Source organism: Shewanella atlantica, assembly GCF_003966265.1.
Classification (GTDB): Bacteria; Pseudomonadota; Gammaproteobacteria; order Enterobacterales; family Shewanellaceae; genus Shewanella; species Shewanella atlantica.
Map to the genome: position 1 here is coordinate 41,631 of NZ_RXNV01000016.1, position 19,039 is coordinate 60,669.

Below are 19,039 nucleotides of genomic sequence, written 5' to 3' on the forward strand. Positions count from 1 at the left end.
ATATGGAAATTAAAAATGGAGAGTTAAATTATAAAATCGGTCTCTCATATAAAGCAAAAAGCGGTTAATACTGAGTATCAACCGCTTTCTTTTATTGGATACTAAGGATTATTTTAACCCTTTTTTCTCCAGACCGGCATAGATGATCTTCTGCTGCGTGATAGCAACTAAGTTACCGACTAACCAGTAAAGTACCAGACCTGCAGGGAACCATAGGAAGAACACGGTAAATACTACCGGCATCCACTGCATCATCTTCTGTTGCATTGGATCCATCGTCGGTGCCATTGGCTGCATCTTCTGCATAACGAACATCGAGATACCCATCAGGATTGGCATTACATAGTAAGGATCTTGTACCGAAAGGTCGGTGATCCAAAGCATGAATGGTGCATGACGTAGCTCAACACTCTCCAGCAGTACCCAGTATAGGGCGATGAAGATAGGCATCTGTAGCAAGATAGGAAGACAACCACCCATTGGGTTTACCTTCTCTTTCTTGTACAGCTCCATCATAGCCTGACCCATCTTCTGACGGTCATCACCGAAGCGCTCTTTCATCTCAGCAAGCTTAGGTTGCAGATTACGCATCTTAGCCATTGAGGTGTACTGAGCTTTCGTTAGCGGGTACAACATACCACGCACGGTTAGCGTGATAAGAATAATTGCGATACCCCAGTTAGTTACTAATGATTGGAAGAACATAAGTAACTTGTAGATAGGTACGGCTAACCACCAAAGGAAACCATAATCGACAACCAGGTTAAGTGATTCAGAGATGGCCGACAGGGCTTCTTGATTCTTAGGACCAACATAAAACTCAGAGTTGATCGTTTGAGTTGCACCCGGCGCGACATCATAGATTGCACCACGGAAACCGATATTGGCTTGTCCACCTGCACTTATGCTGGAGAAGATGATGTTTTGATCGTTGGCTGGTGGCACCCAGGCAGAAACAAAGTAGTGTTGAAGCATTGCAGCCCAACCACCTAATGTTTTCTCATCCAGATTCTTATCAGCCATATCATCGAAGCTGTACTTCTCGTAGCGGGTATTGGCAGTAGAGAAAGCGGCACCACGGTAAGTTGGCATCATCATGCTGCTTTCGCTCTGCTTGATGCTGTGCTTAATCTGACCGTACATCTGCACTTGCAGCTGTTGGTCAGTCGTGTTGTCGATGACATAGTCGACATCCACTTTAAATTGACCACGATGGAAGACAAACATCTTAGTGTAAGCCACACCATTATCGGCAACGAAAGTAAGCGGAACTTCTAAGGTATCCTGGCCAGAGGCTAAGGTGTATTGACGTGAAGCACTGTCGAAGTGTGCACGGCCCTTAGAGCTGCTGTCGATACCGTTACGACCGATAAGACCACTTTGAGCAATGTAGTTTATATCTTTCGTTTGCTCTAAAAGAACAAAAGGCTCGTCTTTATCCAGCTCAAGTTTGTGTTCAACGAGTGCAGAATAAACGATATCACCACCGATAGGGTTAATCTTAATGATTAACTGATCGGTGTTCACTGTGATGAGTTCTTTAGAAGCAACAACTGCAGCAGGAAGTGCTGAGTCGGCATCCGGAACGTCAGAGCTGTGAGAATCTGCAGTAGACGAAGACGGAATAACTGATGAAGATTCAGTCACTACCGGTTGTGGGGCTTGATCAACCTGCCACTGTTGCCATAGCAAAAAGCTGACAAAAAGCAGACCGATAAGCAGTATATTACGTTGAGATTCCATAGCCTATTTATTACACCTGTGTTTTTTTTGGGGGACGGGGTCGATTCCGCCCGGATGTAAAGGGTGACATTTTAATATGCGTCTTGCTGCAAGCCAACTGCCTTTTGCAAATCCGTGCAAACGAATTGCTTCAATTGCGTATGTGGAACAAGTTGGATGAAAGCGGCACTTATTAGCCCCTAAAAAGGGGCTGATGAAGACTTGGTAGCCACGAATTAACGTGGTCGCTAGCCATTGTAACGGCGATTGAGTTTTCGCCATAGCTTTTCTACCAATTTATGGAGATCTGTATTTTCCATCTCTACCACGCCATTTCTGACGAGTACGACTATATCGATAGGAGGCAGTTCGTGCTGATGCAAACGAAAGTTATCTCTGATGATACGTTTAATTCTGTTTCGCTGATGGGCTTTCTTTACAAAACGCTTAGCAACAGTCAATCCTAAACGAGGATGTTGTTCAGAGTTAGGAATAGCAAGTAAGGTTATTTCAGCCGAAGAAGCTTTGATGGGTTTTGTGAATACAGATTTGAATTGCGCGGGAGTTAACAAACGTAACTCCCGCGTAAAGGTGTAGCTAGTCACTTGCATTTCTACGATTAAGCAGAAAGACGAGCGCGACCCTTGGCACGACGACGAGCTAGGACCTTGCGGCCTCCAACTGTAGCCATACGAGCGCGGAATCCGTGAGAACGCTTACGCTTTAGGGTGCTTGGTTGAAAAGTACGTTTACTCATTGTGGCAATCCGTCTTTGTGTTAGTTAACAAACCTTACCATCAGAAAATTGAGGCAAGGGCAAAAAAGAGGCCGAATTGTAATCACTTTAGCTTTGCCCGTCAACAAGCAAACGCACCAAGTGTTAAAATTCTGGCCAATTAATTCTATCTCAGGTTATCCAAAGGCACCATAATATGTGGATAACTCTGTGTATGACCACTACATCTTGTGGATCCAGTGATCTTAAACCTGATCTGAACCGTTTAATTATAGATCGATCCGGATCGCTTAATAAAGCTGGATTTGCTGCTTTTTGAAAATAATCGGATCGCAGTCGATCCTTTTGGATCGATATAAGCTATGAAAGATGATCTATCTGGGGATAAAACTATTATAAGGATAGCGATCATCGTGATCTCACTATAGAATAGCTCTCTTTGTGTGATCTTTTGGGGATAAGTACGTGGCGGTTTCACTTTGGCAGCAATGTATCGGACGACTACAAGATGAGCTCTCTGCTCAGCAATTTAGTATGTGGATTAGACCGTTACAAGCTCAAATGGATGGAGATACATTAGTTCTCTATGCTCCGAACCGTTTCGTTCTCGATTGGGTAAGAGATAAGTACATCAACATCATTAATCAGTTTTTTACTGAACAGATGGGAAGTGATGCACCTAAATTACGCTTCGATATCGGGAGTCGTCCATCATCGCCACCGCCTGTGCAGGCTACTGCCGCTGTAGAAAGGCCAAAGTTCGAACGAAATACCAAGCCGGCTAAGACTTCATTTAATGTTAATTCACCTGAGCCTGCGGTTGCCGCAAATCACAGAAGCAATATCAATCTGACCTATCAGTTTGAAAACTTCGTAGAGGGTAAGTCTAACCAACTGGGTAAGGCGGCTGCGATGCAGGTGTCTGAAAATCCGGGTGGTGCCTATAATCCACTGTTTTTATATGGTGGCACCGGTCTGGGTAAGACTCACCTGTTGCATGCGGTCGGAAACGGCATCATCAAGAACAACCCTAATGCCAAAGTCGTGTACATGCACTCTGAACGATTTGTGCAGGATATGGTTAAGGCATTGCAAAACAATGCCATCGAAGAGTTCAAACGTTATTATCGTAGTGTCGATGCTTTGTTTATCGATGATATTCAATTCTTTGCTAACAAAGACAGATCCCAGGAAGAGTTCTTCCATACCTTTAATGCACTATTAGAAGGTAATCATCAGATCATTCTGACGTCGGATCGTTATCCTAAAGAGATCGACGGTGTAGAAGACAGACTCAAATCTCGTTTCGGATGGGGATTAACTGTTGCGATTGAACCACCGGAGTTAGAGACCCGTGTTGCGATCTTGATGCGTAAGGCTCAGGAGAGTGGCATTAATCTACCCGATGAGGTGGCCTTCTTTATTGCTAAGCGTTTACGTTCTAACGTTCGAGAGCTTGAAGGTGCATTAAATCGTGTTATCGCGAACGCTAATTTCACCGGCCGTCCGATCACTATCGACTTTGTGCGCGAAGCCTTAAGAGATCTCTTGGCACTACAGGAAAAATTGGTCACTATAGATAATATTCAGAAAACGGTCGCTGAATATTACAAGATCAAGATGGCTGACATGCTTTCTAAGCGTCGTTCGCGTAGTGTTGCCAGACCACGTCAGGTGGCTATGGCACTTTCTAAAGAGTTAACTAACCATAGTTTGCCCGAAATCGGGGATGCCTTTGGTGGTCGAGACCATACAACTGTTCTGCATGCATGTCGTAAAATTGCGCAGTTGAGAGAAGAAAGTCATGACACGAAAGAAGATTATGCTAACTTGATCCGTACGCTATCTTCATAAATCTGGGAAATTGAAACTGATGAAATTTTCAATTGATAGGGATGCCCTATTAAAGCCGTTGCAACTTGTGACTGGAGCGGTGGAGAGACGACATAACTTGCCAATACTGGCAAACCTCTTAGTTGAAGTGAGTGGTCACTCACTTAAGATGACCGGTACCGATTTAGAAGTCGAATTGGTGGGCCAAGTTCAGTTAGAGGGTGACGTTCTGGAAGGACGTACCACGATACCGGCGAAAAAGTTTCTCGATATTGTAAAATCATTACCCGATCAGGTAGAGCTTAAAATCGAGCAACAGGAAAACCGCCTGTTACTCCGCTCTGGTCGTAGTCGCTTTACTCTGGCAACACTTCCTGCCGAAGAATATCCGAATGTTGAGGCCTTCCAGGCCGATATCGAATTTACGATAAAGCAGGGTACACTCAAATCACTCATCGATGCGACTCAGTTCTCGATGGCTAATCAGGATGTACGCTATTACCTTAATGGTTTGTTGTTAGAGACTGAAGGGAATGTGCTGCGTGCTATTGCTACCGACGGTCATCGTTTAGCCTTGAGTCATCGTATGGTCGAAGATTCGTTGCCTGAGAAGCAGGTGATCGTGCCGCGTAAAGGTGTGGTCGAGTTGCAACGCTTGTTCGAAGGCGAAGACTTAGATATCACTATCGCTATCGGCGATAATGCTATTCGTGCCACGACAGCTAGTGCTGTATTCACCAGTAAGCTGGTCGATGGTCGCTTCCCTGATTATCGTCGTGTGTTGCCTAAAGGTGGCGATAAAATCGTTATTGCGAGCCGTAACCACCTGAAACAGGCGCTGTTGCGTGCTTCGATCCTTTCAAATGAAAAATTCCGTGGCGTACGGGTTCAACTTGAAAACAATTTGATAAAGATCACCGCCAATAATCCGGAGCAGGAAGAGGCGGAAGAGATCTTAGATATTGAATACGAAAATACCCCGCTGGAGATAGGATTTAACGTCAGCTATCTGCTCGACGTCCTCAATAACCTACCTTCAGATGATGTTCGTATCACGCTTATCGATGGTAATTCGAGTGCCTTGATTGAGAACCATATAGAAGAAAACTCTATGTATGTGGTTATGCCGATGAGGCTCTAGTTTTCACTTAGATACTACAAACCCAAGATTTACAAATAAGAGGCTGTTTTTACAGTCTTTTTTGTTTTTGTTTGTTGGCCTGAGTATTCTTCATCTTACGAGCGCAATCCACTTGAATTTTTAGTCGTCGTCAGTGCTCAATCCCCGCTTTGATGTGGCCTGTGGATATGCTAATCTTCTTGGCTATTTTAATTTTTTCGCCCGGCTGGTTACCCTCTATCTCTCAGGTTTGGGGTAGGTATTTTTTAGCTGGCTTGCCGGATAAGTGATAACTGAGCCATTAATGAGTCTGACGCGTCTTCATATTGAAACATTTCGGAATATCACTTCGGCTCAACTGCTTCCCGGTGAAGGAATTAATCTGATTTATGGCCATAATGGCAGCGGCAAAACCAGTATCTTAGAGGCGATCTATTTTCTTGGTATGGGGCGCTCATTTCGCAGCCACCTTTCACAGCGGGTGATACAACATTCAGATGATAAGTTGACGCTGTTTGCCAACTTAAATGTACTCGATAAAGAGAGCAAAATTGGGTTGAGGCGGTTTCGCAGTGGTGAAACTGAGGTCAAAATTGATGGTGATAAAGTTAAACGCCTATCAACTTTGGCCGAATCTTTGCCTATTCAGGTGATCACTCCAGAGAGTTTTGCGCTGTTATTTGAGGGGCCAAAATCGAGACGTCAATTTATCGATTGGGGAGCATTTCATTGCGATAAAAATTTTCATTCGGCTTGGGTCAATGTTAAACGAATTTTAAAGCAAAGAAATCAGCTGCTTAAGAATGAAACCAGTTACTCTCAAATTCAATTTTGGGATAAAGAATTGGTTCGATATTCTGAAGTCGTTACCGATATCAGAACTCGATATGTAAACTCGTTAAATGAGCAACTTAAGGGTATAATTGGGGAGTTTTTACCTCAGGTCGATGTTAAAATTTCCTTTACCCGAGGTTGGGATAGTAAAACTGATTACGCGCAGTTACTCGAGATGCAATATCCCAGAGATCTCGCTAGCGGAAATACCGGTAGTGGGCCTCATAAAGCCGATCTGAGGTTACGTGTCGGTACCTTACCGGTACAAGACGCGTTATCCCGGGGCCAACTGAAATTGTTAGTCTGTGCACTGCGTATCGCACAGGGAAAGTTGCTAAAACAACAAATAGATAAGAATAGTATTTATCTGGTGGATGATCTTCCAGCAGAGTTGGATGCAAAGCACAGACAGTTGCTGCTGCAGCAGTTAATCGACACAGGTGCACAGGTATTTGTCACCGCCATCGAGCCTGCAGCGATACTAGATTCGTTAAACACGCCGCCCAGTAAACTGTTCCATGTGGAACAAGGGCGTGTAACGGTAATTGAATAACCGACGAGAGAATAATATGTCAGAGAATAGTTATGATTCTTCGAGTATTAAGGTTCTAAAAGGCCTTGATGCGGTACGTAAGAGACCAGGAATGTACATCGGTGATACCGATGATGGCACAGGTCTACATCACATGGTATTCGAAGTGGTCGATAACTCTATCGATGAAGCACTTGCCGGCTATTGTAGCGACGTTACTATCACTATCCATGCAGACGGTTCTGTATCGGTTAAAGATGATGGCCGTGGTATCCCGGTTTCCATTCACCCTGAAGAGGGTGTATCTGCAGCCGAAGTTATTATGACTGTACTGCACGCCGGCGGTAAGTTCGATGATAACTCCTATAAAGTGTCTGGTGGCCTTCACGGTGTAGGTGTTTCTGTTGTAAACGCACTATCTCACAAGCTACAAATGACAATCCGTCGTGACGGCAAGCTTTATGAGCAATTTTACACACATGGTGTGCCAAATGAGCCGATTAAAGCCATTGGTGATGCCACTAATACAGGTACAGAGATCCGCTTCTGGCCAAGTTCAGAGACCTTCTCTGATACCTTGTTCCACTTCGATATCCTGGCAAAGCGTGTTCGTGAACTGTCATTCCTGAACTCAGGTGTGGGTGTTCGTCTTGTTGATGAGCGCGATAATCGTGATGAGTTTTTCAAGTATGACGGCGGTATCAGCGCATTTGTCGATTATTTGAATGTGAATAAGACGCCGGTGAATAAAGAGGTTTTCCACTTTATCCAAGAGCGCGAAGATGGCATAACCGTTGAAGTCGCTATGCAGTGGAATGATGGTTTCCAGGAAAATATTTTCTGTTTTACCAATAACATTCCTCAGCGTGATGGTGGTACTCACTTAGCCGGCTTCCGTGGTGCTTTGACGCGTAACCTTAACACCTATATGGAGCGTGAAGGTTATAACAAGAAGGGCAAGACAGGCGCAACCGGTGATGATGCCCGTGAAGGTCTGACCGCTGTTATCTCTGTTAAAGTTCCTGATCCTAAGTTCAGCTCTCAGACCAAAGATAAGCTGGTATCGAGCGAAGTTAAGTCTGCGGTTGAGCAGACCATGGGTGAGCAGTTAGGTGATTACCTGATGGAGCATCCAAATGAAGCTAAGCTTATCGTTGGCAAGATTATCGATGCGGCTCGTGCTCGTGAAGCGGCGCGTAAAGCCCGTGAGATGACTCGTCGTAAAGGCGCACTCGATTTGGGTGGCCTGCCGGGGAAACTGGCCGATTGCCAAGAGAAAGACCCTGCTCATTCTGAAATATACATAGTGGAAGGGGACTCTGCTGGCGGTAGCGCCAAGCAGGGGCGTAACCGTAAGAACCAAGCGATTCTGCCACTTAAAGGTAAAATTCTAAACGTTGAGAAAGCTCGTTTCGATAAGATGCTATCGTCACAGGAGGTCGCGACCCTCATCACTGCGTTAGGTTGTGGTATTGGCCGTGATGAATACGATCCTGATAAGACTCGTTACCATAACATCGTTATCATGACCGATGCCGACGTCGATGGCTCGCACATCCGTACCTTGCTATTGACCTTCTTCTTCCGTCAAATGCCAGAGCTTATCGAACGTGGTTATGTTTATATTGCCCAGCCACCGCTTTATAAGGTTAAAAAAGGTAAGCAAGAGCAGTACCTAAAAGATGACCCGGCGCTGACTGAATTTTTGACTAACTTAGCGTTAGACGGTGGTGAAATCCATGCGTCAGCTAATGCGCCGGCCATGTCGGGTGCACCACTAGAGAAGTTGGTTTACCAGTATCGTGAAGTTGAAGCTATCTTTGACCGCTTAGATCAGCGTTATCCATTGATGTTAACTGAGCGCATGTTGTATCACCCTGCTTTGAGTAACGATGTATTAGCCGATGAAGCTAAGGTTCAGCAGTGGTGTGATGCTTATGTTGCCGATCTTGCAGAGAAAGAATCCGGTGGGTTTATCTTTAGCGGAGAAGCCTTCTTAGATCCAGAGCGTCAAGTGTATCTTCCTAAGATCACTATCCGTAAGCACGGTATCGATACTCACTACCTGTTCTCATATGACTTCCTGCAGTCTAGCGATTATGAGCGTATGACAAAGCTTGCTTCTGCCCTTGATGGCTTAATTGAGGAGGGGGGTTATGTTAAGCGTGGTGAGCGTCTGAAAGAGGTTTCCAGCTTCGTTGAAGCACTCGATTGGTTAATGGGTGACTCTAAACGTGGCCTTTATATCCAACGATACAAAGGACTGGGTGAGATGAACCCTGAGCAATTATGGGAAACCACCATGGATCCTGAATCTCGTCGTATGCTGGTGGTTACGATTGAAGATGCGATTGCTGCCGATCAGCTGTTTACCTGTTTGATGGGTGATCAGGTTGAGCCACGTCGTGACTTTATCGAATCGAATGCGCTTAACGTAGCTAACCTGGATGTCTAGAAGAGCAGTTACGAGTTTCTAGTCTCGGGTTACGAGGTTAAAGCTAAAAACAGAAGCCCTGGAGAAATCCGGGGCTTTTTTATTGCCGATATACAGCTTTACTTGAAAGGAGTTTGCACTTAGCTTCGTCGGGAACTATTTGTCTACGAAAGGGATATCGAAGATGAAACCGCATTATCTACTTACTCTGGTTATTACAACTTTGCTGGTTGTGGTTATCTATTTTCTTAACTTTAATAGTGGTGCATATCAAGCTAACGTACTGCAGACTTTTCAAGTTACCTCATTCAGTGAGGACAAAAATCATTCGTTAGCTCAAGAGGGTATCGTGGTTGAGCCAAGAATCGAACTCCAAACAGTGAATGAATCAAGTGAGATAGATGAACAGGAGGGACCCTATATTCGCACGTTTAATATCGACAGCTCCCATAAGGACTATCTGAGGTTACTTGATAAATATGAGCTGGAGAAAGGGGCTTTTACGGATCAAGGAATCATCTATTTTTATGTTGAAACTGATGGTAAGCCCTATTTTGTGGCTACACCCCCCTCACTAAACGAATTGATGTTTGACGATCCGGACCAATTTATTGAGTTACGTGTTGCAGAGTTTAACGAGATTGATGAACCGTATAGCAATAACTGGGGCGGTGAGTTTAATGAGCTGAACGTAAATTATCACTACTGCAAAGAAACCACCTGTTTGATAAGGGCTAATCATGATTCGGTAGTTTTTGCTCGTGATTACCTGCAGCAGTTTCAGCACAATCACCCTGAATTGGATGTTTCCTATGCGAGCATGAGTAGTGGGGATATCGTGCTTACTTATACCAAGAATTAGTTGATTCTGTGACAGTTTCTATTCTGCCTCTTTGCGTAACAGACTGCTAATCTGTCTGGCAAACTCCAGGGCCTGTTCATTATCACCATGCAGACAGATGCTGGTGGCATTTATGATGATCGGTTTGCCGTCTAAGGTTTTCACCGGCATATTTCTGATAATTTGTCGTACCTGTTGCAATGCCTGTTGAGGGTCATGTATCACGGAGCCATCTTTGCTGCGGGGCGCGAGTGAACCGTCATTGAGATACGTGCGATCGGCAAACGCCTCTTCGATAACTGTGAGTCCTTGTTGCCGGGCCAGTTTAACCAGAGGGCTCCCGGCTAAGATCATTAACTTAAGCTCCGGGTCTATCAGCTTAATGACATCAATTAAAATAAGCCCTAAAACCTTATTCTTAGCCACTTCATTATAAAAGGCTCCGTGAGGTTTCACGTGAAACAGTTTTGCTCCCAGTTCATCACAGATGGCTCTTAATGCCATTATTTGTTGATAGATTGAGTCTGATAGCTGTGCCTCTGAAATATCTACTCTTGTACGACCAAAATTTTTCCGATCGGGAAAGCTGGGGTGAGCGCCAACATTGACGCTGTTTTTAAGGGCATGAGTCACCGCCTTCCTCATGCTATGAGGATCTCCAGCATGACCTCCACAAGCGATATTTGCCGAGGTGATAAGGCTCAATAGCTGAGGGTCAAACTTGCCACCTTCACCAAGGTCTGCGTTGAGATCTATGGGGTAACCTTTCGGATTCGATAACATGATGGGCCTCCGTGATATTATTGAGCTACGAGCTACGAGCTACGAGCTACGAGCTACGAGCTACGAGCGTAAAAGTTTTAAGTTTATCTTTAGCTCGTAACTCGAGACCTTCTTAATCTTAGCCATTAGCTTCTATTGCTCTCTGTAAACGGTAAAAATACTGTTCCCATTCATAATTTGCATCATCCGCCTGATTCGGGCTTACGTGAATAAATCTAATCTCTTCTCCGGGTCTTGTCTGGGCCAGCTTCCAGAGGTCGGCTTCTATCACGGTCGCAATTTTAGGATAGCCGCCCGTGGTTTGTGAGTCGGCCAGTAATACTATAGGTTGTCCGGAAGGGGGGACTTGAATCGTGCCCGGCATGACGGCATGGGATTCCATGTCTTGTTGCTGCAACAAGGATAATGATGTGCCGGAGAGTCTGGCTCCCATCCTGTTACTTTCGTTGGTGAGTTGCCAGGAGGTATTCCAGAACGATTTTTTTGACTCGGTCGAAAACAGAGACATCTCCGGCCCGGGAAGAGCGCGGATCTCATTTGAATATCCCCGCGGCACAGCACCGATTGGTTTCGATATTGTTCCCGCCTGACCTAACGCTAACCTATCGCCATCCTTAAGCACTGCGCCTAAGACACCTGAAAACCTGGAACCTAAGGGGGAATCAGTGTCAGGCATACCATTTTCCACCCCGCCGATAATTCCGCCTTCGAGAGCGAGGTAGGCACGCATACCTGACTTAGGACCTCTCAGGGTGAGGGTTTCGCCCGCCTTTATTTTATTGCGCCAGTTACACCAGATGTCACGTTGGCCAATTGATATTTGATAACGAGCTCCGGTTACGACAAACCAGATATCGCAGTTAAACTTAAGTTCAACTGAACCTGAGGTCAGCTCAATACCCGCAGACGAATCACTATTGCCAAGCAGTCTATTTGCAAGAATTAAGGCGTGCCTGTCCAGTGCTCCTCCTGTGGTTACCCCCAGATGCCGATAACCTGTGCAGCCGAGATCCTGTACCGAGGAGTGCATACCAGGTTTGAGGACTTGGATACTATTTATTTTAGTCATTTTCTTTTAATTACTTTGATTCTGTTAATTATTCTGCATCAAATTCAAGACTTGCTACCGGAATAAATTGAACGGTATCACCGGGCGTCACAAGCGTTGGAGAACCGGGTGATTGAGGGGTGAACAAGGGCATATTGGTGCGACCAATAAGTTGCCAGCCACCAGGGGCCGATGCCGGATAGATACCTGTCTGATTACCGCCTATTCCAACAGAGCCTGCCGGAATGGAGATTCTGGGCACGGATAATCTGGGAGTAAACAGGTTTGAGTCCAGTCCGTCGAGATAGGGGAATCCTGGCTGGAAGCCAAGAAACAGCACGGTATAGCTCCCGCTTGAATGTCGCCGTATAACCTCTTCACAACTGAGTTGGTGATACCTGGCAACCTGCTCCAGATCCGGACCAAACTCCCCGCCATAGACTATGGGGATCTCTACATTTCGGCCACTGAGGTTCATCTGTTTCGCCTGTAGCCAAAAATCACCTAATTGCGCTAACCAATAATTTATTCGATTGGTACTCTTCATAAAGAGGGTGAGGTTATTCATGCCGGGGACGATATCGATAAAGTCATCTGTCTGCCGGCATCTTTCGGCCAACCACCAAATTTTGCGTTGGATAGTCAGTCTCGATACCTCCGGAAAGAAATTGGTGCAGTCTATAACCACTGCACTCTCCCCTAATCTAAATACCTTAGGGCTCTGCTCTGTTGTCATTGTTAGCTTCTTATTGTGGCCACTTAAGTTAGTTTCGGCATTCATTGTCGTAAAAACAAGCAGTAAGTATAACTTTGACTCGGAATTTGTTTTTACTGTTTATAATTGCGGATAGAATTCCCGCTATCTGTTTTGTCTTAGTGTAGTAATAGAATTTTGTCCTATAATCTTTCTGTACCTCTATTGCATTCCACTTATACCCGGTCATAAAAATTGGTCATAAAATTATTCCAGAAAATCTTTAATATCAGAGATAATGCTGTCGTTTCTCAGCCTAAAAGTTTCAGTCAGAATCCTGAATTACAGCAGGTATCAAGCAACAAGCTTAAAGCGAGTATTGAGCCGTTAACTGCTGTTGCAGACGCTGTAGATGTTTCCGCGCTCTTCTATAGTCTGCTTTTTCCTGCAAGAGAAAAAGATCAGGGCGGGGTCGCTAACAACTTAGAGAAAAATGTTATCGGCGATGTTGAGCGAGCCTTGTCTTCGCCTATGGAGATTGCAGAAAATGTGCTTAAGTTGCCGACTCGTATGGCTGAGCTTGATAAGAAGTTGGGCGATGAAAGTGTCGATATTAAGGTATTGCTCGAACTCATTCAGCAAGATCCTGTACTAAGTGTAGAGGTTCTTAAGCTATGTAACTCACCCGCCTTTAAGCGTTCAGAAAGAGAGGTGACAAGTCTTCAACAAGCGTTCGTGCAATTAGGTCGGGATCAATTAAGACGCTTCGTTACCACTTCTTTGGTACGGGAGATGATAGAGATAAAGCCCATCTATTATCGACGCTTTGGTTTGCAGATATGGCGTCACTCTATGCAAGTGGCATTTCTTTCTGCCGAGTTAGAGGGTGAGTTGTCAAATGAAGATCCCGATACCGCCTTTATGTTAGGTCTGTTACATGATGTGGGTAAGATAGCTATTTTCAAGATGTTGTTGGATGGGTTTAACTTAGCCGATCCGGGTGAGCTACCCAGTTCCTCGCTGTTCAGGCAGGTGATGACCTCAAAATCATTAAGTTTAAGTGCACTTTTGGTTAAGTGTTGGCAGTTGCCGGCAAGTTTTGAGACATCTTTGAATGCATTGGCTAATACGAGTACTAAGCCAACAGAAAGGCATGCTGCAGTGGTCTGGCAGGCGAACTTAATCAGTGAATGCTCAATGCTACATCAAGCCGGAAAATTAGATGAAGCGTGTTTAAACCGGTTACTTACCGATGCTGGTTTGACTCGCGAAGAGTTTGATATCTTTCATGAAAAGCTGAAAGAGTTTTAAAAAAAAGCCTCAGATTTCTCTGAGGCTTTTTTCATTTTACTCGAACCTCGAACCTCGAACCTCGAACCTCGAACCTTATTGCTTACTGTAGCAATGAAATATCGGCAGCATGAAGGAACTGCTCGCGTAGGCTGGATAGTAAAGCCAAGCGGTTGTTTTTCAGTGCTTCGTCATCGGCCATAACCATCACATCTTCGAAGAAGGTATCGACACTTTCACGCAGACCCGCAAGCAGGGCTAACGCTTCCTGATAGTTAGCAGCAGCAAACAGCGGTGCCAGTTGTGGCTGCAGTTCGTTTAGCTTTTCAGCCAAGGCTTTCTCTGCATTCTCTACTAATAGACCAGCATCGATAGTTGCCGGAAGTTCACCCTCAACTTTAGCCAGAATATTAGATACACGCTTGTTAGCTGCGGCCAGTGCCGATGCTTGTTCAAGACTTCTGAAGTGAGATACAGCCTTGATACGACTATCGAAATCAGCTGGTGATGTAGGGCGACGAGCCAAAACAGCCAAGATAACGTCTACACTAACACCTTGATCTTGATACCAGGCACGGAAACGGCCCATGAAGAACTCAAGTACCTGCTCGGCAGCCTTATCATTGGTCAGGTTACTGCCATGTAGCTCTTGTGCCTTAGCGATAAGGTCAACAAGGTTTAATGGCAGGTTATTTTCGACGCAGATACGCAGGATACCGATAGCTGCACGGCGAAGTGCGAATGGATCGGCTGCGCCCTTAGGTGCCTGGCCAATACCGAAGATACCTACTAAGGTATCCAGCTTTTCAGCTAAAGCAACACAGACAGAGACCGGTGCGGTTGGAACCGTGTCACCAGAGAACTTAGGCTTGTATTGCTCTTGCAGGGCAAGGGCTACCGCTTCTGTTTCACCATTGAGGCGTGCGTAATGCATACCCATGGTGCCCTGAAGATCGGTAAATTCCATAACCATGTTTGTCATCAGGTCAGATTTAGACAGTAAGCCTGCGCGAGACGCTTCATCGGCGTTAGCATCTATGCTGTTAGCAATGAAACCGGCCATATCTGAGATACGTGCGACACGATCTTTAATAGTGCCAAGTTGCTTCTGGAATACAACGGTTTCTAAACTGCTAAGACGTGACTCAAGTGAGTCTTTCTTATCGGTTTCGAAGAAGAATTCAGCATCGGCAAGACGTGGGCGAACCACTCTTTCGTTACCGGCAATAATCTGCTGTGGATCTTTAGACTCAATATTAGTCACGAAGATGAAATTAGGCAGTAGTTGTCCGGCTTTATCGAATACAGGGAAGTATTTCTGATCGCCTTTCATGGTGTAAACCAAAGCTTCTGCTGGCACGTCGAGGAATTTCTCTTCGAAACTTGCCGTTAATACCACAGGCCATTCAACCAGTGAGGTAACTTCTTCAAGTAGATCATCTTCTAGATCGGCTACACCACCAATTTTAGCGGCAGCGGCTTCAGCATCAGCTTTAATCTGTGCTTTACGCACTTCATAGTCAGCTTCAACTTTACCTTGCTCTTTTAGTGCCGATAGGTAGTTGTCTGCATGATCTAACTCGAAGCTTGCCTGGCCCATAAAGCGGTGGCCACGGATCACGCGAGCCGACTTTATACCCAACAACTCACCTTCAATCACTTCGCTACCAAGCATCATAGTCACTGTGTGTACAGGACGAATGAACTGAGTGCTGTTACTGCCCCAACGCATAGGTTTAGGGATAGGTAGCTTGTCTAACGAACGCTGCGCCATAGCGGCAATCAGGCTCTTGGTTTCAACACCAACAACTTTTGCCTGATGTAGTAACCATTCGCCTTTATCGGTTTTAAGGCGGTCAGCTTGCTCAACAGTAATACCATTACCACGAGCCCAGCCCATTGCTGCTTTAGTCGGGTTACCGTCAGCATCAAAGGCTTGTGCTACAGCGGGACCACGCTTTTCAACTACCTTGTCTGCCTGAGCTAGAGCAAGTTGGTTGACGCAGATTGCTAAGCGGCGTGGCGCAGCATGCCATACCGCAGATTCAAAGCTGAGCTCTGCTGTCTTTAGTTCGTCAGTAAAGTTACTTAGAAAAGACTCCGCAAGCTTACGTAGTGACTTTGGAGGCAGTTCTTCGGTACCGACTTCAATCAGTAAATTTTCAAAATTCATTAGTTAATCCTCTACTTACCGATTGGGAAGCCAAGTGCTTCACGAGATTGATAGTAAGCTTCAGCTACGCCTTTAGCCATGGTTCGAACGCGTAGAATATAACGCTGACGTTCAGTAACCGAGATAGCATGGCGCGCATCAAGTAAGTTAAATGCGTGAGAGGCCTTCATGACTTGCTCATAAGCAGGAAGGGCAAGAGGTTTTTCTAATGTGAGAAGGTGCTGACAAGCTACTTCACAATCATCAAATGCCTTAAATAATACTTCAACATTAGCGTGTTCAAAGTTATAAGCTGATTGCTCAACTTCATTCTGGTGGAAGATATCACCATACATAACTTTGCCCATTGGACCGTCTGTCCAGACAAGGTCGTAGACGTTATCGACTTCCTGGATGTACATTGCAAGACGTTCAAGACCATAAGTGATCTCACCGGTAACAGGTTTACACTCTAGTCCACCCACTTGCTGGAAGTAAGTAAATTGCGATACTTCCATACCGTTTAACCAGACTTCCCAGCCAAGACCCCAGGCACCCAGAGTTGGTGATTCCCAGTTGTCTTCAACGAAGCGCACGTCATGAATATCCATGTCGATACCTGCGGCTGCTAAAGAACCAAGGTAAAGCTCTTGAATATTATCCGGAGACGGCTTTAACACTACCTGGAATTGATAGAAGTGTTGTAGGCGATTAGGGTTGTCGCCATAACGGCCATCAGTAGGGCGGCGACTAGGTTGAACATAAGCACAGCTCATAGGCTCTGGGCCTAATGCTCGTAAGAAGGTCATAGGGTGGAATGTACCCGCACCTACTTCCATGTCCAATGGTTGAACAATTGCGCAACCTTGCTGCGCCCAGAACTCCTGCAGGGTCATAATGAAACCCTGGAATGTCTTTACGTCATGTTTCGTCGTCATGTCTACTATCTACGCCGTCAGGATGAAACCAACCTTTCTTTATGCTATTTCAGCATGCAGAGCTAGCTTGGAAATATAAAAAATGGTTTCGATTATACCTTGTAGGTTTAGTCATATGTAGGTTATTTTTTATCTCACAAGATAAAAATTGGAAAAATGACCATGGAAATGCAACGTTGTAGCTGGGTTGGGGCCGATGACATCTATCAGGCGTACCATGATGAGGTGTGGGGGCGTCCTGTTTATGACAGTCAGGAGCTATTTGCAAAGCTCTGTTTAGATGGTCAACAGGCGGGTCTGTCCTGGATCACTATTCTCAAGAAACAACAGAACTATGAATTGGCTTTCGCTAATTTCGACCCTGCGATTATCGCTGAATTTGACGATGAAAAAGTTGAAGCCTTGCTCCAGGATAAGGGCATAGTGCGTAACAGATTAAAGGTAAACTCGATCATAAAAAATGCCAGAGGTTATATGGCCCACTTTTCTGACATTGAGGGTGAGCAGGGCAATGATTTCTCCGAGTTCCTGTGGAGCTTCGTCGGTGGGAAACCCATAGTGAATAGATTTAAGACTATGGCTGAGGTTCCAGCTCAGACTCCTGAGTCGGAAGCAATGTCTAAAGCATTGAAAAAACTTGGGTTTAATTTTGTAGGTCCGACAATTTGTTATGCGTTTATGCAGGCTGTGGGTATGGTTAACGATCATACAACAGATTGTTTTTGTTATGGTTTACATGAAACAGAATCCGAGCGAAAATAACTCTCCTTTTACTGGAAGCGGCTTAAGCCCGTTTCTCTGTTCGTCGTTCGGTTTTGGATCTTGTGTTGATGAGTCATAAAAGCTCTGCCTTTATTTGGTGTTCTAACTACGTTTTTCAGTTCTTCTTTTGTTTTGGAATATTTCTCCCTTTCTATCAACTTTGGTTGAGTGATCAGGGGATGGGTAGCGAGAGCATAGGTATAATTCTGGCCGTAGGCTTAATGAGCCGTTGCGTGGCAAGCATAGTCGGTGGGATATTAGCCAAGCATGAGAGTCAGTATCAAAATGCACTCAGACTGGTCAGTGCCTTGGGTCTGTGTACCGCAGTTTCTATGGTTTATTGGAGCCCAAGTTTTTATCATCTGTTGATATTAACGGTGTTGTTTAATGCCGCCATAGCTCCGGTGTTTGGATTATCCGATGCGATTATCGCCACTCTGGACAAGAGAAAAGTCCTCAGTTACGGACCGACCCGCATGTGGGGGTCATTGGGTTTTGTCGGAGCGACTGTGGTTGGCGGCTATTGCTTTGAGCTTTGGACTATTAGCGTACTGCCTATCATCCTCATTATCAGCTGTAGCTTGATGCTGTTTTCGGTAACTCTAAGGTGTCCTGATCTACAAACACAGCGATCGCAACATAAAACTTTAGAAGAAGATGGCAAGCACTGGCTGGGTGCCGAACTGATCCTCTTGTTGGGGATATTATCTTTATTGCAGGGCAGTCATGGCTTCTTTTACGGATTCAGCTCTGTCTATTGGCAAGAGATAGGTATCGCTGAAGGGGTTATAGGCTACCTGTGGGGGATATCCATAGTCAGTGAGATTCTGGTATTTATCTTTGCTAATAAAGTTTTTAGTAATGTGTCTCCTAAGCTGTTATTGCAAATTGCCTGTATTGGCGTACTTATTCGATGGGGAGCACTTTCAATTGCTGAGCAACCCTTGTTCATTGCATTGAGTCAAACCTTGCACGGAGTCAAACCTTGCACGGAGTCACATTTGCAATGACCCACCTTGCTGCAATTAAGTCTATTCAGTTGTATCTGCCGGAATCGCAGATGGCAAAATTTCAAGGTTTGTATAATGGACTATATATGGCTGTGACGGCATTAGTAACTTTCATAACTGGTTATCTGTTCGATAGCCTTAAAGCCGATCTGTTTATCGCGATGGCTCTTTTTGGTGTAGTTGGATTTGTGCTCACTTTTTCTTTGAGTCTGAAACCGATCAAACAGCCCGTCACAGAATAAGATGCATCGAGGTTAGATATTAAAAAAGAGTGTTCCACGTGGAACACTCTTTTTTTGCTTTTTGAATC

General features: G+C 45.0%; 18 protein-coding genes. 9 read left to right on the forward strand and 9 right to left on the reverse strand.

Features of this window, described 5'->3' with window-relative positions; genetic code table 11:
* Positions 1-108 precede the first annotated feature (108 nt).
* The 4 genes from yidC to rpmH are packed head-to-tail and all read right to left on the reverse strand — an operon-like array spanning position 109 to position 2,479.
* Positions 109-1,743 carry a membrane protein insertase YidC gene (gene yidC / locus EKG39_RS20335; RefSeq protein WP_126507836.1) on the reverse strand — a complete coding sequence of 545 codons (1,635 nt, stop codon included), beginning with the start codon at positions 1,741-1,743 and terminating at the stop codon, positions 109-111.
* A gap of 3 nt (positions 1,744-1,746) precedes the next feature.
* Complete coding sequence (gene yidD, locus EKG39_RS20340) at positions 1,747-2,004, reverse strand: membrane protein insertion efficiency factor YidD (RefSeq protein ID WP_126507837.1); 258 nt, start codon at positions 2,002-2,004, stop codon at positions 1,747-1,749.
* Positions 1,971-2,327, reverse strand: coding sequence for a ribonuclease P protein component (gene rnpA / locus EKG39_RS20345; RefSeq protein WP_086022458.1), 357 nt, complete (start codon positions 2,325-2,327; stop codon positions 1,971-1,973). Before rnpA ends, yidD begins: the two co-directional genes overlap by 34 nt.
* Positions 2,328-2,341: 14 nt before the next feature.
* Positions 2,342-2,479 (reverse strand): 50S ribosomal protein L34, encoded by a 138-nt coding sequence (rpmH, locus tag EKG39_RS20350; RefSeq protein WP_126507838.1) that lies wholly within the window; start codon positions 2,477-2,479, stop codon positions 2,342-2,344.
* 444 nt (positions 2,480-2,923) lie between these two features.
* Between rpmH and dnaA the strand changes: the two genes are divergently transcribed.
* From dnaA to EKG39_RS20375, 5 genes are all read left to right on the forward strand, one after another.
* Positions 2,924-4,312 (forward strand): chromosomal replication initiator protein DnaA, encoded by a 1,389-nt coding sequence (gene dnaA / locus EKG39_RS20355; RefSeq protein WP_126507839.1) that lies wholly within the window; start codon positions 2,924-2,926, stop codon positions 4,310-4,312.
* Positions 4,313-4,331: 19 nt separating this feature from the next.
* Positions 4,332-5,432 carry a DNA polymerase III subunit beta gene (gene dnaN, locus EKG39_RS20360; protein WP_126507840.1) on the forward strand — a complete coding sequence of 367 codons (1,101 nt, stop codon included), beginning with the start codon at positions 4,332-4,334 and terminating at the stop codon, positions 5,430-5,432.
* A gap of 283 nt (positions 5,433-5,715) precedes the next feature.
* Positions 5,716-6,798 (forward strand): DNA replication/repair protein RecF, encoded by a 1,083-nt coding sequence (gene recF / locus EKG39_RS20365; protein ID WP_126507841.1) that lies wholly within the window; start codon positions 5,716-5,718, stop codon positions 6,796-6,798.
* Positions 6,799-6,814: 16 nt separating this feature from the next.
* Positions 6,815-9,232, forward strand: a complete 2,418-nt coding sequence (gene gyrB / locus EKG39_RS20370; protein WP_126507842.1) for a DNA topoisomerase (ATP-hydrolyzing) subunit B — start codon at positions 6,815-6,817, stop codon at positions 9,230-9,232.
* A 163-nt stretch (positions 9,233-9,395) separates the two neighbouring features.
* Positions 9,396-10,073 (forward strand): hypothetical protein, encoded by a 678-nt coding sequence (locus EKG39_RS20375; RefSeq protein WP_126507843.1) that lies wholly within the window; start codon positions 9,396-9,398, stop codon positions 10,071-10,073.
* A gap of 18 nt (positions 10,074-10,091) precedes the next feature.
* Here EKG39_RS20375 and pxpA read toward each other — a convergent pair whose 3' ends face one another.
* From pxpA to pxpB, 3 genes are all read right to left on the reverse strand, one after another.
* Positions 10,092-10,835 carry a 5-oxoprolinase subunit PxpA gene (gene pxpA, locus EKG39_RS20380; RefSeq protein ID WP_126507844.1) on the reverse strand — a complete coding sequence of 248 codons (744 nt, stop codon included), beginning with the start codon at positions 10,833-10,835 and terminating at the stop codon, positions 10,092-10,094.
* A 118-nt stretch (positions 10,836-10,953) separates the two neighbouring features.
* Positions 10,954-11,904, reverse strand: coding sequence for a 5-oxoprolinase subunit C family protein (locus EKG39_RS20385; RefSeq protein WP_126507845.1), 951 nt, complete (start codon positions 11,902-11,904; stop codon positions 10,954-10,956).
* A gap of 28 nt (positions 11,905-11,932) precedes the next feature.
* Positions 11,933-12,619: a 5-oxoprolinase subunit PxpB gene (pxpB, locus tag EKG39_RS20390; RefSeq protein WP_126507846.1), complete on the reverse strand. Its 687-nt coding sequence runs from the start codon at positions 12,617-12,619 to the stop codon at positions 11,933-11,935.
* A 213-nt stretch (positions 12,620-12,832) separates the two neighbouring features.
* Between pxpB and EKG39_RS20395 the strand changes: the two genes are divergently transcribed.
* Positions 12,833-13,888 carry an HDOD domain-containing protein gene (locus EKG39_RS20395; RefSeq protein ID WP_126507847.1) on the forward strand — a complete coding sequence of 352 codons (1,056 nt, stop codon included), beginning with the start codon at positions 12,833-12,835 and terminating at the stop codon, positions 13,886-13,888.
* Positions 13,889-13,970: 82 nt separating this feature from the next.
* Here EKG39_RS20395 and glyS read toward each other — a convergent pair whose 3' ends face one another.
* Positions 13,971-16,040 (reverse strand): glycine--tRNA ligase subunit beta, encoded by a 2,070-nt coding sequence (gene glyS, locus EKG39_RS20400; protein WP_126507848.1) that lies wholly within the window; start codon positions 16,038-16,040, stop codon positions 13,971-13,973.
* A gap of 11 nt (positions 16,041-16,051) precedes the next feature.
* On the reverse strand, positions 16,052-16,957 hold the full coding sequence (glyQ, locus tag EKG39_RS20405; RefSeq protein ID WP_126507849.1) for a glycine--tRNA ligase subunit alpha: 906 nt from the start codon (positions 16,955-16,957) through the stop codon (positions 16,052-16,054).
* 162 nt (positions 16,958-17,119) lie between these two features.
* Between glyQ and EKG39_RS20410 the strand changes: the two genes are divergently transcribed.
* The 3 genes from EKG39_RS20410 to EKG39_RS23795 all read left to right on the forward strand — a co-directional run bounded on the left by EKG39_RS20410 (position 17,120) and on the right by EKG39_RS23795 (position 18,971).
* Positions 17,120-17,719: a DNA-3-methyladenine glycosylase I gene (locus tag EKG39_RS20410; RefSeq protein WP_126507850.1), complete on the forward strand. Its 600-nt coding sequence runs from the start codon at positions 17,120-17,122 to the stop codon at positions 17,717-17,719.
* A gap of 68 nt (positions 17,720-17,787) precedes the next feature.
* On the forward strand, positions 17,788-18,729 hold the full coding sequence (locus EKG39_RS20415; protein WP_126507851.1) for an MFS transporter: 942 nt from the start codon (positions 17,788-17,790) through the stop codon (positions 18,727-18,729).
* The gene (locus EKG39_RS23795) at positions 18,726-18,971 is read left to right on the forward strand and encodes a hypothetical protein (RefSeq protein ID WP_126507852.1); all 246 of its coding nucleotides are present in this window, start codon (positions 18,726-18,728) and stop codon (positions 18,969-18,971) included. Before EKG39_RS20415 ends, EKG39_RS23795 begins: the two co-directional genes overlap by 4 nt.
* Positions 18,972-19,039: the final 68 nt, after the last annotated feature.